The sequence below is a fragment of the Chryseobacterium sp. AC405b genome (assembly GCF_979258685.1).
The window spans coordinates 501,571-514,369 of the sequence record NZ_OZ409877.1 but is presented as its reverse complement, the minus strand read 5'-3'; the positions used below and the strand labels follow the sequence as shown (position 1 = coordinate 514,369).

General features: G+C 34.4%; 13 protein-coding genes. 10 read left to right on the top strand and 3 right to left on the bottom strand.

Translation table 11 applies throughout. The features are described from left to right. Nucleotides 1-54: 54 nt before the first annotated feature. The 3 genes from ACZZZA_RS02510 to ACZZZA_RS02500 form a co-directional block, all read right to left on the bottom strand. The gene (locus ACZZZA_RS02510; RefSeq protein WP_117584646.1) at nucleotides 55-225 is read right to left on the bottom strand and encodes a lmo0937 family membrane protein; all 171 of its coding nucleotides are present in this window, start codon (nucleotides 223-225) and stop codon (nucleotides 55-57) included. 193 nt (nucleotides 226-418) lie between these two features. Then, nucleotides 419-2,893, bottom strand: coding sequence for an AAA family ATPase (locus ACZZZA_RS02505; protein ID WP_463429644.1), 2,475 nt, complete (start codon nucleotides 2,891-2,893; stop codon nucleotides 419-421). Nucleotides 2,894-2,912: 19 nt separating this feature from the next. Then, a complete protein-coding gene (locus ACZZZA_RS02500) occupies nucleotides 2,913-3,977 on the bottom strand; it encodes a PKD domain-containing protein (RefSeq protein WP_463429643.1) in 1,065 nt (354 codons plus the stop codon). Nucleotides 3,978-4,176: 199 nt separating this feature from the next. On the opposite strand from ACZZZA_RS02500, the gene ACZZZA_RS02495 reads away from it, so the two are divergent. From ACZZZA_RS02495 to ACZZZA_RS02450, 10 genes are all read left to right on the top strand, one after another. Further along, complete coding sequence (locus ACZZZA_RS02495; RefSeq protein WP_463429642.1) at nucleotides 4,177-4,821, top strand: NlpC/P60 family protein; 645 nt, start codon at nucleotides 4,177-4,179, stop codon at nucleotides 4,819-4,821. Between the two features lie 2 nt (nucleotides 4,822-4,823). Continuing rightward, nucleotides 4,824-5,759 (top strand): type VI secretion system baseplate subunit TssG, encoded by a 936-nt coding sequence (locus ACZZZA_RS02490; protein WP_463429641.1) that lies wholly within the window; start codon nucleotides 4,824-4,826, stop codon nucleotides 5,757-5,759. Next, complete coding sequence (locus ACZZZA_RS02485) at nucleotides 5,756-6,721, top strand: TssN family type VI secretion system protein (protein WP_463429640.1); 966 nt, start codon at nucleotides 5,756-5,758, stop codon at nucleotides 6,719-6,721. Before ACZZZA_RS02490 ends, ACZZZA_RS02485 begins: the two co-directional genes overlap by 4 nt. Nucleotides 6,722-6,733: 12 nt before the next feature. Next, nucleotides 6,734-7,888: a hypothetical protein gene (locus ACZZZA_RS02480; RefSeq protein ID WP_463429639.1), complete on the top strand. Its 1,155-nt coding sequence runs from the start codon at nucleotides 6,734-6,736 to the stop codon at nucleotides 7,886-7,888. Between the two features lie 84 nt (nucleotides 7,889-7,972). Beyond that, nucleotides 7,973-8,485, top strand: a complete 513-nt coding sequence (gene tssO, locus ACZZZA_RS02475) for a type VI secretion system TssO (RefSeq protein WP_463429638.1) — start codon at nucleotides 7,973-7,975, stop codon at nucleotides 8,483-8,485. A gap of 7 nt (nucleotides 8,486-8,492) precedes the next feature. After that, complete coding sequence (locus tag ACZZZA_RS02470) at nucleotides 8,493-9,122, top strand: hypothetical protein (protein WP_463429637.1); 630 nt, start codon at nucleotides 8,493-8,495, stop codon at nucleotides 9,120-9,122. Next, nucleotides 9,100-9,792 carry a hypothetical protein gene (locus tag ACZZZA_RS02465; protein ID WP_463429636.1) on the top strand — a complete coding sequence of 231 codons (693 nt, stop codon included), beginning with the start codon at nucleotides 9,100-9,102 and terminating at the stop codon, nucleotides 9,790-9,792. Before ACZZZA_RS02470 ends, ACZZZA_RS02465 begins: the two co-directional genes overlap by 23 nt. A 55-nt stretch (nucleotides 9,793-9,847) precedes the next feature. Further along, nucleotides 9,848-10,276 (top strand): GPW/gp25 family protein, encoded by a 429-nt coding sequence (locus ACZZZA_RS02460; protein ID WP_463429635.1) that lies wholly within the window; start codon nucleotides 9,848-9,850, stop codon nucleotides 10,274-10,276. A gap of 43 nt (nucleotides 10,277-10,319) precedes the next feature. Beyond that, nucleotides 10,320-12,143, top strand: coding sequence for a type VI secretion system baseplate subunit TssF (locus ACZZZA_RS02455; protein WP_463429634.1), 1,824 nt, complete (start codon nucleotides 10,320-10,322; stop codon nucleotides 12,141-12,143). A 192-nt stretch (nucleotides 12,144-12,335) separates the two neighbouring features. Beyond that, nucleotides 12,336-12,785 carry a hypothetical protein gene (locus ACZZZA_RS02450; protein WP_463429633.1) on the top strand — a complete coding sequence of 150 codons (450 nt, stop codon included), beginning with the start codon at nucleotides 12,336-12,338 and terminating at the stop codon, nucleotides 12,783-12,785. The last annotated feature ends 14 nt before the right edge of the window (nucleotides 12,786-12,799 follow it).

Below are 12,799 nucleotides of genomic sequence, written 5' to 3'. Positions count from 1 at the left end.
ATACCAACAGATTTTGTTGGTATTTTTTCTTTTAATAGTTTAGTAGTGGTAAATTTAATCAAGCGGCTTTCTTCCACTGATAATATTGTAAAGTACTACTATAATAGCGATTACTAATAATACATGTACTAACGAACTAGTACCGATTCCAGGTACAACATTCAACATTCCTAATAGCCAAACAATAATACAAATAACTGCGACTAACCATAGTAAACTTCTCATAATAAAATTTTTTTGGGTGTTATTATTATGTATTAGCATATACTGTGCCTTTTTTACGATGAGGTGAAAATTGTGTTAATAAAAATAAAAAAGAGAACTCATTTTAGTGAACTCTCTTTATTTTAAAGTGAAGTTGAAGGTCTACAAATTTGGGTTTAGGATTACCAATAAATAAGATTTGACTGAAAAAAATTTACTCCATTTTTTTCCATACAATTTCTTCACCTTCTAAAGTAACTTCTACTTTGTCGCCATCTTTAAATTCTCCGGCAACGATTTTTTTCGCCAAAGGTCTTCTCAATCTTCCACGGATTACACCTTTTAAAGGTCTTGCTCCGTATTTGATGTCGTAACCTTCTGTGGAAAGATATTCTTTCGCTTCTTTGCTGATAACGAGTTCAATATTCAGATTTTCCGCTAAATCAAGCAGCTCTTTTTTAAGATGGATTTCAAAAATTTTCAGTGCATTGTCTCTACTGATGGGCGCAAAGGGAATAGTTTCTGTCAACCTTCCCAAAAATTCCGGACGGAAGAAACGGCTCATCATTTCCAATAATTTTGAAGATGGAGGAATTTCTCCTTTTCCAAAAGATTCTACAATAAATTCTGAGCCTATATTAGAAGTAAATAAAATAATCGCATTCGAGAAATCTCCTTCTTTTCCGAGCCTGTCGTGCAGTTTTCCTTCATCCATAATTTGTAAAAAAACATCAAACACCGAAGCGTGTGCTTTTTCAATTTCATCGAAAAGAACAATAGAATAAGGTTTTTGACGAATTTTATTTACCAAAAGTCCACCTTCTTCATACCCAACATATCCCGGAGGAGCACCATAAAGAAGAGCCGCAGAATGTTCTTCCTTAAATTCGGACATATCAAAACGGATGATGGCATTTTCATCTTGAAAAAGAAATTCTGCCAACGATTTTGCTAATTCTGTTTTCCCTGTTCCTGTAGGCCCTAAGAAAAAGAATGAACCAATCGGTTGTCCGGCTTTGCTCAATCCCGATCGGGTTTCTAAAACCGCCTCGGAAACAATATTAATTGCATGATCTTGTCCTACAACACGTTTCGCAAGAACGCCTTCCATATCGTTGAGTTTTTGTTTTTCCTCTTCTTTCAGTTTTCCAATTGGAATGTTTGTTTTTTGAGAAATAATTAAACCTAAATCAAATTCTGTGATATGCGTTCTTTTCTCCTGAGCGATTTTTTCTGTTTTTTCAATCAATTCTCTGGAAAATTTCAGAATTTCATCCGCATTTTCAAATTTTGGAAATTCTTTTTCTTCTTCGTGAGCATCTGCCGTACTGATCAGATATTTGGTTTTTTCAATTAAATCTTTCAGCAACCAATCAGCGTGAATTTTTCTTTCGTCTTCCGTATAATTATAGGTATTGTCTTCCAAATGAATGATTTTGGTCACCAAATGATTTTTTTCCTTTAAAAATGATTCACCTGCGGTTTTCAGAACCGACATGGTATGGTCAATCAAATCAATGGCAGAAGCGGGCAGACTTTTCTCTTTCATATAACGCTGAGAAAGTCGGATTGCCTCTTTCATCGTTTGATTATCAATCGTGATTTTGTGATGAATCTGATAATCTTCCAAGGTTTGTTTTAGCATTCTTAAATGAATTTCATCACTGGATTCTTCGAGCTTTAACAACTCAAACATTCCGGCTAAACTTTGTTCTTTTTCAATTTTTTTGGTGTATTCTTCGATGGTGGAAGTTGAAATAAGTGTTAAACCATTGGAAAGCTCACTTTTCAAAAGGTTTACAATACCCGAATCTGAACCGTGGCTTCCGAAAAGAGAATGAAATTCTTCAATAATCAAAACCGATTTGGAAATCGCCTTAAGTTCCTGAGCGATATTTTTAATACGGTCTTCAATTTCGCCTTTGTAAGAAGCACCTGCGATAAGTGCGCCCATATCCAGCTCAAAAATCTCAAGACCGGAAAGAATATCAGGAATTTGTTTTAATAAAACTTTTTGAACAAAACCTTCTATTAAAGCCGTTTTTCCAACGCCGTGATCGCCGATAATCAAAACATTCTGTTTACTGAAGCGGCAAAGAATTTCGGTGATTTTATTGATTTCGGTATCTCTGCCAACCAATAATTCTTTCTTGTTTTTCTTTTTTACCTGCTCATTTTTGTTGATGCAGTATTTTTGTACGAACCCTTTGTTTGTTTTTTTGGTAGGTTCTGCGGTTCCTGTCATTTCTGAAACTCCAAAAGTGGCGATGTCTTTTAATAATTCGTTTCTTGAGACTGGAAAAGTCTTCATTTGATCGAACTTGAAAGCAACTCCTGGTGAACTGATGGCAACCATTACGGCAAAAAGGGAGATTTCTTCTTCTCCTAATAATTCTCTTACCGAATCGGCTTCGGCAAAAATTTCATCAATAATTTCATCGGGTTCGCAAGAATATTTATTGGGCGATTTCGGGAGTTCTTCAATTCGTACTTCTGCCCATTCTTCCAGATAAAAAACATCAACTCCGAGTGCTTCCAGATGTTTTTGTAAAGACAAATCTCTTGTGAGCATAGCTTTAATAAGATGCGCCCCGGTGTAATAAGCATTTAGGCTTTCTCTTCCTATTTTTTGAGCAATATTGATTGCTTTGGTAACTTCCTGATTGTAGGTAACTTCTTCTTGATTCATCGGTTTTGTGTTTTAATTTTTACTCATTCATCCAAATCAAATATTTTTTCACTTTGTATCGGATATTGATATTCTGAATGCAGTTTTTTTGGTTTTTATTGAGTCTTAACGCCGATATTTTAATTTTTTTACCTGCAATATCTTGGCAAAACTGGTCGAAAGGAATCAATCTGTTATTATTGATGACCACAGGAATTTCATATTTGCCACACAGATAATCTTTAAAGTCATCTTTAGTTTTGGCTTGTGCAGCAACCTGATTGAGTAGTAACTGAAACTGTTCGTTGGATATTTCCGGTGCTTTTTTCTCCGCAATAATAGAATCTTTTTTAGATTTTGTTTTTGGCGAAACAGGAATGTGTTGCAACATATCAACCAAAGGATCTTCTTGTGCACTTCCTATAGGTAGTGAAAAAGCAGAGTGAGGTCTTTCAAATTCATAGGATGTGATATCTATTTTTTGTTTCGCACGTATGGTTTTTGGGGCTACATAAATTGTTTTTACGGCAGTATGTTCTATGTCACCATTTACGATAAGGGTGATTTTTTTATCACCGACGGTTTTAAATTTATAAAAAGGAGACTTACCCAAAGCGTCGGTACTCGCTGTTTCTCCAAAACTCCATTCCCAGGATTCTCCACCTTCTTTCTCTGCATTAAACTGCACTGCATCTCCAACGAACGCAACATCCGGAGCCATAATAATTGGCAGGTAGCCATTTTGTTGACTGATGCTGGAAATAGTTATCAATTTTTCATGAATGCAGGTTCCATTAAGGATCAGCTTTACGATATATTCGCCTGGCTTTTTGTATTGATGAAAAGTTCTTTGTCGGTCGTCAGTAGCGGTGTTATCTCCAAAATCCCACTTCCATGAAGTCGCTCCTTCAGTGTTGTCGTAAAATTCTACCACTCGGTTTACTAAAAATTCGTCTGCATGAACGATATATTTTGCATTTTCACAGTCGATGTGACGGAAGTATTGATAAAGAAAGAAAGTAAGACTTATTAGGAAAAGAATGCCAAAACTTATATAAATTCTTGGGTCAATATTCGGAAGAAAGTTGAATTTTATTTTTTTCATCATGTATTTGTATTCATACAAATATATTCAGCATTTTAATTTCTTACAACTTTTTTTTATTAAAATGTGCTTTTCAATTGAGAAAATTAATATATTTGTTAAAACACTAACAAAAAATGATGAAACGACTACATACCATGATTTTAAATAAAAACTAGGATGATAGGCGTGACATCTGAACTATAAAATGTATAGACAGATGAATAAAAAAAGAAATCGGTTACTTCTTATTCTTTTTATGGGAATTATTTTGAGTTCCTGTAACAGTAAAAAGTATATTTACGAAATACCTTACCAATACTCATCGGATGATTTTGCCAATACCAAATCTAAGGAAAAAGAGAAAGCTTCTTCCGGATATTCTACGGTTGATGATAATCCGCAAGGTTTAAGTGATGATACCCTTAGGATAAAAGAAAAATACTCTATCATTCTGGAAGTCATGCCTAAAGAAATTAGGGATTATAAATTGTACTCCTACTTGGATGAATGGATTGGCACACCCTACCAACAGCAGATGCTGGAAAAACAAGTGGGTGTAGAAGCATCTTATTTTGTTCAGGCTCTATACAGTGATATTTACAAGGAAACTTTTCCGAAAACTCCCGATGGCATTTTCCGTTCCAAATCTTTACAATTATTTACGGGACGTACTTTTTTGAAAGAAGGAGATATTCTGTTCTTCAGATATGATAAATTTCATCCTATTTCAGATGTAGGAATTTATCTTCATAACGATCGCATCCTTGCTTGTACCAATAATGGATTGAATATTTACAACTTTAATGATGAATATTTTCAGTTGAGATATGTTGCAGCAGGAAGAATAAAGGGAAAGGAGTAACTATGGAGCGTTTGCAGTACATTTCAGAACTTATTACTACTTTTCATCATGATGTAAAAGCGGAAGTAATTGTCAGCGACCTATTAAGAGCGGGTGACATTGATTCTGACCAATATGTTATTCAAAAAGACGGTCAATTTAATCGTGCTTATCGCTTTGATATTTTGAATGCTGAGATAATTGATTTTGATTATGACAGCAAGCAGTTGCTAAAACTCATTCTTTCCAGAGACAGTATTTACGATATGCTTCCCGAGAGCATCACCCACTACACAAAAAATGATGTTCCTGATAAAGGGGTAGATACCATGATTAAGGAATACAATGCCCGAAAAAAACAGCAAAAAGCAGCAAGAGTCTTTTTTCAACCTTTTGAGAATGAGTTTTTCAGATATGGGGTAGAAATTGAAACGTTTGAAAGTACATTTTTACATGAGCTTAACGGAAGCCAGGCTCCCGAAATGTTTTATGATTTTTGGAATATAAGCAGGGATTTTCCGCCATTGCTGGTTTCTAAATTCATCAAACTATTGCCTTTTGCGTACAAAATTGTAGGAGACATCCCTTTAGTGGCGCATATTCTTTCCGTTTTATTGGAAGAAGAGGTAAAGGTAACCGATCGGGAATATCAAGAATATTCTGATGAAGACCAGGGGATTTTATTAGGAGAAAGCCGGTTGGGATTAGATTTTATTACCGGAAACAGTTATGATGATTACTCTAAACATCTGGACATTAGAATAGGGCCTTTAAAAAATGCTGCATTCACTGAATTTATCCATGAAGGAAACAAGAAAAAATTTATAGAAATGTTTTATGAGCATTTCTTTCCTATAGAAGTGGAAATAAAAACAATTGTTTTGCTTCCCAAAGAAAAACAAAAATTTGAATTTGATAACCAAACCGAACCTATATTAGGATATAACACGTGTATATGAGCAAGATAAAAAAATATTTTTCCAATTTATTCGATCCGCAACTGCTGATAACACTTATTGTTGTTATTGCAGTATGCGTCATCCTTTCTATGATTTTTTCCCAAAAAACCGCTGAGTTTAAGAAGAAATACAAATTAAAATTTTATATTTATTTGTTTTCAATGGCATTTGTATATGCTATCATTTCATTATTAGGTTACAACAAGTTATTTTCAGACCATCATTTGTATGAATTTGTTTTTTACCAAATCTGTTCACTGAGTATCGGAATTATTCACTGTTACGCTTACAGAGCCTATTTTGATAAATTCGGATTCAAAAAATCAGGAATGGAATATTTGTTTGCCTTGCTTGCCGTATTCTTTTCAGCAGTCCCTTTTATGCTCATTTATTCATTTCTAAACGGAACCGAACTCACCTATCTCATGTTGGGGCATTTCATTGTATTTTTTATTCCAACATTTCTTAATGATACCTTTAATCGTGCCATGACAATTCCTCCAAAAATATATGTTACATGGCAGTTTCCTGAAAACTATAAAGAAGCAGCCGGAGTAAGTGATGAAGAAATGAGAGACTTAGTCGTTTTCACTTTTTTAATGGATAAAGATAAAAATGCCACCAAATATAGTGTGTATCGAGGAAAGGGGCCTACGAGAATAGATTTTGGAAGATTGTTTTACAATTTTGTAATTGATTATAACGAAAGGCATCCGGGGGAAAAAATACAAGTTGAAGACGAAAACGGATTATTCGAATGGATATTTTTCCTGCAGCCCAAATGGTACGAGCCCACCAAATACATCGATCCTAAACTGACGCTTTATATGAACGGTATCGAAGAAAACAGCGTCATTTTCTGTATGAGAACCGACCAAGTATTAAGAAAAAGCATCCCTGAACGAAAAACAGATTTTGAGTACGATCAGGAGAAGGATAATGAACGAGTAAAAAACGATTAAAACCATAAACAAATGATAGAAAAACTAAACCATTTCCCGGTAAACTGGATCGACGGGATGAAAATCAATAAAAGCCACTTTTTAGAAGTGCAGAATTTTGTAAGCGATTCTATTCGTGATTCGGTGGGAATTCATACTTCAATGATGAATTACGGATTATTACCGGTAGATGAGCCTATAAAAATGAATCTTATTATAGACAATCACAAACTACTAAGAATAAAAGTAGAAGAATGTCACGCCATTACGCCCAATGGTTCAAGAATTGACATCGAAAAGTCAGAAAGTTTAAGTTTGTCTATTCCATATCCTGAAGCTGTCCGTGAACTCAAAGAAAATGAAAGTGCTGTTTTACTCGCCTGTATTTCGGTTAACCATTTTAAAAGAACACCTTATGGAGAGCCGGATCCGGAAGAAAATCCACCACGTTATCCTTATACCCATCCAGAATATTCACTTAATCTAATTCCGGAGGATGAGCTTAAAAACACAATAGGTTTTGGAGACAGTTATTTGACCATAGGAAAAATATTGGTCAATGCAGGAGAATCAAAAATTGATGATAACTACATTCCGCCGAGCATCAGTGTTTCCAGTCATCAAAAATTACAGGAATTATATACCGAAATCGACCGTTTTTACGGGCAAATTGAATTGTATTCGGTGCAGATTGCCCAAAAAATTCATTCTAAAAAGCAATCCACTGATTTGGCGATGATGATGGAAAGGATGACCGATAAAGCCTTGAATTATCTGGGAACGGAAATCAACAGACTCCGATGGATGTCACCGCATACTCCGCCAGCAAATATGTTATTATCGGTTGTTGCTTTTGCGAGGGTTTTAAAGAATTTTATTGATGCACGTTCAGGAGCAGGAAAAGAAGAATTACTCAATTATTTTGCCGAATGGTGCAATGTAAGTCAGGGAGATTTTGAAGTGATTTTCTCAGAGACCATCAATGCCGATTACAACCATAACCAAATGGATATCGTGATCGCGAAAATTACAAGGTTTATGAAAACGGTGGAAGACTTATTCTCTATCTTAAGCAGATTAGATTACATTGGTAAAAAACGAGACGGAAGCATCTTTGTCTCTGAAAATACAGACGATAAGGAATCCGTTATTCATGCCAAACGTAGCCGGACATTTTTGGCAGACTAATCTATCAATGATATTGATGAATGAAAATCACTCATCAACTGTCATTTATTACTCATCAATTATTATTAAAATTAAAAACACTATATGGAAGTTCTTAATCAAAAACAACGAAACAAAGCCTATTGGTTCTTCGTGTTATTTTTCGTTATTACTGTCGCTGTTTTAGTTTCGGCGGTATTTTTCAATGCTTATTTCCCGTTTAAGGAAAATAGTTTGTTAAAGAAAGAAAATGTCAAAATGCAAAAAGAAATGGAGATTCAGGATAAATTTTCATTTCAGCTGGAAAAAGTAAAAGCAGCGGTAGATTCTATGGGAATGCCAAAACAAAATGATTTTTTTAATGAAAAACTGTCGCTTTCTATTTTGGCAGATATGTACAAGCAGTTGCCGAAAGATACCTTGAAAAACAAAAATATGTACAATAATACCATTATGACCTATAAGGATTTGATTGATGCTAAAAAACAAATCAAGCAGCTTTCGGGAAATCAGGCTTTAATGGATAGTTTAAGTACCATCAACAAAACTCTGAAAGCAGAGTATGACAAAATGAAAACCGATTTAGAGGTTTGCAGACAATTGTATCAGGCTCAATAATATACGTATGAAACTCCATAATTTTTTGTTTTTCAATTTTCTGTTTTGGGTATCTTTTTTCAATGCTCAAAGCACGCCTGCAGATTCTGCAGAGTTTGTACGTTTTGACTGCGGTATCACTCAAAATAAGCAACGCCTGGATAAGCTTTTTTTTGCGAGCACCCAACCCATAGAGTTGAGAGTAAACAATGAAGAATTTGTGTATGTTACTGTGCAGTTTGGTAAAAGGAAAAACAAATTGTATTTGTATTTGCGAATTCTTGAAGATAATATCTGCATCAAAAAAGAAAAAAATGTGGATATTCAATTTAAATCAGGAGAAGTAATCACCTTAAAAAATGAATATCCGATTAATTGTGAATCTTTTTTTGCTAAACAGCTCAATAAAAAGGAAATCGAAAAATTCTTACAGAACGAAGTTACGCAAATCAAGATTTATACTTACAAGAAGAATTTTGAGATGTACGTAAATACGGTACAAAATGCGAATATTCAGCAATCGTTAGATTGCCTAGTTCAGTATAAGATAAAAAAATCTGATGAAGTGAAGCTCAAAAAAGATAAAAGAGAAAAGAATCAAGACCCACAGCCAACCAACAACAATCAGAATAAAAATGAGCCCACTTCCGGAACTTAACCTGAATTTAGGAATATCCAAAGAAAAAGAGCCACAGAATGGTTCTCAGGATGAGGTCATCGTCCGTACTGATTCTGCATTGAAAAAGCATACCATTACTTTGGTGATTTCTAATCACGAAGCAGGAAAGATTTCGCTTAAAATTAATGATCGGGAGCTGGAAGTTCCTACCTATAAATTAACGGTAACAGATGATAAAACCGGCGAAACCAATGCCTATAAGATTACCAGAGATACTTTGAGTTTCGTGAATTCTAAAACCAAGAAAAGTTTTCTTTCGTTTTTCGGGTTCAAACGTTTTGATTCAACTTCTTTTTTATATGAAAACATTCCTTTTGAACCGCAAATAGAATATTTGGAGAAATTTGACATTTCCCGATATCGAAAATTGTCACAAGACGTACTTACTTATGAACTTTCAAGTAACGAAAAAAGCGTTTTGCTGTATGCAGGAGATTTAAATGAATTTAAGCTTCCAAAAGAAATCTCTCAATATTTTGTAGTTGCAGACGAAGATCAGGGGAAGAGTTTTATTGGCGATATTTTATATCGTGAGAAATTTTTGAAACTGACCCCAAAAGTAGAACTGCACATTATCAAACGCAAAAAAATCCCTAAAAATTTTGAATATGATGACAAAGGGCATATCAAGAAAGTGATTTATTTATAAAGAAAAATAAAGGTAAAGAAAGAAGAATCATCAACCCACAACCAAAAACACAGCGATGCAAGGAGTTTATTACAAAATACCTTTCAATTTTGAAAGTTTGACCGAAAAAAAAGATGCAGAAAAAATATCGTTAGAAACATCTATCCATCAGCATATTTTTTTGCTTGCCACCACCTCATTTGGAGAATGTAAATTTGATGAGACCTATGGTTCTGAAATTTGGGAAATGGACTTTGATATTATGAAAAGTGACAACAGTCTGAAAGAATTTATAGCAGAAACACTCAAAAAATCAGTTACGACCTACGAAAGGAGAATCAGATTAGAAAATGTAAACGTGACGATTAATGATTATAACCTGGGAACATTGGGAAAAAAAAGAATGAAAAAAAAGGTTTCTATTTCGGTACAAGGAATTGTTTTGGAAACCAACCGACCGTTTATGTTCAGTAATTCCTTCTTTGTAGGACCACTTTCGTATTAGACGGTTAAAACCAAGAAGCTAATTATCAACTGACAACTATCGTATGAATCAAGACCGTATCAAAGACCGCATATTAAGAAGAGCCGCAAGAATGTGGGGATATAACGAATTGGAAGCTGAAACCTCTTTCGATCCTATCGTAAGTTTACTGCTTTCGGCAAGCGCCGCTGAACTGGAAAAATTAGGGTTTGAATTAGAAAGTTCCCGCTCCAGAATTATAGAAAGGGTGTTGGAAGTGATGTTTCCTGAAGAAGTTTCGGGAGTTATTCCTGCGAGAACCTTGTTGCAGGTAAATCCACTCGAGAACAAAGCAGAATTATCATTATTTACCCGTTTTAAAACCACCAAAAAACAGCATAATGTATATAATCCTACCGAGACTACGACGAAAGATTTGTTTTTCAGTCCGACCCTGAAGTCAAAATTGACCACAGGAAAAGTTCAATATATTGCCTATGGAAATGTACTGAACCAAGTAGAAAGTTTTTTCTACGATGATACAATAGGGAAGTCGGAAAAGCATATTCCTTCGGGAGAAATATGGGTGGGAATTCATAGTCCGAACGGCGATGGTTTAGAAGATCTGCAGTTTTTTGTAGATATCAATAATGCCTATCAGAAAGAACTTTTTTTTTATTACATGAAACAGGCAAAAGTTTTTTTTGGAGGCAAAGAATATCCTTTGAAAGATGGCTATAACGTAGAAAACAGTTATCTGAATTTAGACAATATTATCACCAAAAACTATTCAGATCTGGAACATATTTATCATGATGTCAACCAATATTATTTTTCTAATTTTTTCACTCTTAAAGGGAGTCTGGATTTTAAAGATATTCCTGAACATGAAGAATTGTTTACCCGTTATTTTGTGGGACATCAATTAGCTGAAGACAAAAATGTGATCTGGTTGAAATTTAAATTTTCCGAAGCCATAGTTCCTGATATTTTACAAAATGTACGTTTTGCACTCAATTGTATTCCGGCTATTAATATCAAGCACGGAACGACGGATCATAGAATAAAGGGCAGGATGAATATTATCCCCATAAAAGTAGAAGATGATTCTTTTTTAGATTTGGATTATGTTGCTGATGAGAAGGGGAAGCGCCTGGATCTTAAGAATTATGAATCTGAAAATGAAGGCGTTTCGGCATTGCTTAGAAAAGGTGGAGTTTCCAGATTTGACCAAAGAAACGCTTCTGAGCTGTTGCAATATCTTTTGGAACTCATCAAAGATGAAACCGCTGCATTTGCGGGAATGGGAGGTGATTCGTCTGTAGAAACCTTGCGGGAGCTCAATCAAAATGTAGCATCGCTCCATCAGACAGCCAAAGAAAAGAATTTTATACAAAGCAGCAATCCATATCTTATTATATCAACAGGGAATCCCGAAACAAGCTTCCGATGTTTTATTTCTTATTGGTTAACAGCTGCAGAAGAAGCCAATAATCTCAAACCGGCAACAGTGTGTACGCAGGAAGAAAGTGAAGTATTGAATACAACAGCAATAATGATTCAGGCATCTTTTGGAGGAAGAAAAAAATTGTCATCTCAAGACAAAATTTTAGAATACCGAAATGCACTTCTTACCAGAGGCAGAATAGTTACTATTGCAGACATCAAAGCTTTTGGGTTGAATCATTTTAAAAGTATGATATTGGGGATAGAAGTACAAAAAGGAACAAAAAAAGAAGTGTCATTAAAAGGAGGTTTTAGCAGAACGATAGATATTTTCCTTTTAAAAAATGAAGAACAGACTGAAAAAATAAGTTCTTCTGAATGGGAATATTTAAGAGAAAGTTTTCTGTTAAAACTGAAAGAATCTTCTTCAAACATATACCCTTATCGATTATTTGAAAAATAAAATACAGGAAACCATTGTATATTTAAAATATTTTTTTAATTTTATAAAGAAAACAAAAACACATTGATGAAACTTCTGCAATTCTCAGCAAAATTTGAACCTTTATAGGGCATAATTAGATTTTTGAAAATATAGAATTCATCTTTGATCAGCGCAAATTATTTAAAAAATAAATTTTTAAAACACAATACTATGCTATCAAACAAAGGAATTGGTGGAAACGAAGTTCCGCTAAACGTTAATGAGGCTATTGCAGAAATCCCTCAAAACAGAACTATTTTTGCCCAAAAACTAACGGCAGAAGACCCGGTAAGACCTGAATTGGTTGAAGGTCTTACGACTGTAGAAAAGGTCTTTGAACATTACAAACCAGAAATCAAAGTAGATTTCGAGGATGCTGAAGGAGCCATTAAAATGGAAAACCTAAAATTTAAAAATTTAGGAGATTTCGGTACCAAAGGAATTACAGGGCAAAGCAATTTTCTTACAGGATTGGAAACCGAAAAAGACCAGTACCAGAAAATTGTAAGGCAATTGAAAACCAACAAAATTCTTAAAGCAGCCTTAGAAGATCCTGATGCTAAAAAAGCATTGCAGGATACTCTGCAATCGTTAATCAAAGAATTAGAAGATAACAAATAACCAAAAACACAAAT

Bases quoted from the DNA above. Each gene is read 5' to 3' on its own strand.
- ACZZZA_RS02510 (WP_117584646.1), bottom strand. From the start codon at position 225: ATGAGAAGTTTACTATGGTTAGTCGCAGTTATTTGTATTATTGTTTGG.
- ACZZZA_RS02505 (WP_463429644.1), bottom strand. From the start codon at position 2,893: ATGAATCAAGAAGAAGTTACCTACAATCAGGAAGTTACCAAAGCAATC.
- ACZZZA_RS02500 (WP_463429643.1), bottom strand. From the start codon at position 3,977: ATGAAAAAAATAAAATTCAACTTTCTTCCGAATATTGACCCAAGAATT.
- ACZZZA_RS02495 (WP_463429642.1), top strand. From the start codon at position 4,177: ATGAATAAAAAAAGAAATCGGTTACTTCTTATTCTTTTTATGGGAATT.
- ACZZZA_RS02490 (WP_463429641.1), top strand. From the start codon at position 4,824: ATGGAGCGTTTGCAGTACATTTCAGAACTTATTACTACTTTTCATCAT.
- ACZZZA_RS02485 (WP_463429640.1), top strand. From the start codon at position 5,756: ATGAGCAAGATAAAAAAATATTTTTCCAATTTATTCGATCCGCAACTG.
- ACZZZA_RS02480 (WP_463429639.1), top strand. From the start codon at position 6,734: ATGATAGAAAAACTAAACCATTTCCCGGTAAACTGGATCGACGGGATG.
- tssO (WP_463429638.1), top strand. From the start codon at position 7,973: ATGGAAGTTCTTAATCAAAAACAACGAAACAAAGCCTATTGGTTCTTC.
- ACZZZA_RS02470 (WP_463429637.1), top strand. From the start codon at position 8,493: ATGAAACTCCATAATTTTTTGTTTTTCAATTTTCTGTTTTGGGTATCT.
- ACZZZA_RS02465 (WP_463429636.1), top strand. From the start codon at position 9,100: ATGAGCCCACTTCCGGAACTTAACCTGAATTTAGGAATATCCAAAGAA.
- ACZZZA_RS02460 (WP_463429635.1), top strand. From the start codon at position 9,848: ATGCAAGGAGTTTATTACAAAATACCTTTCAATTTTGAAAGTTTGACC.
- ACZZZA_RS02455 (WP_463429634.1), top strand. From the start codon at position 10,320: ATGAATCAAGACCGTATCAAAGACCGCATATTAAGAAGAGCCGCAAGA.
- ACZZZA_RS02450 (WP_463429633.1), top strand. From the start codon at position 12,336: ATGCTATCAAACAAAGGAATTGGTGGAAACGAAGTTCCGCTAAACGTT.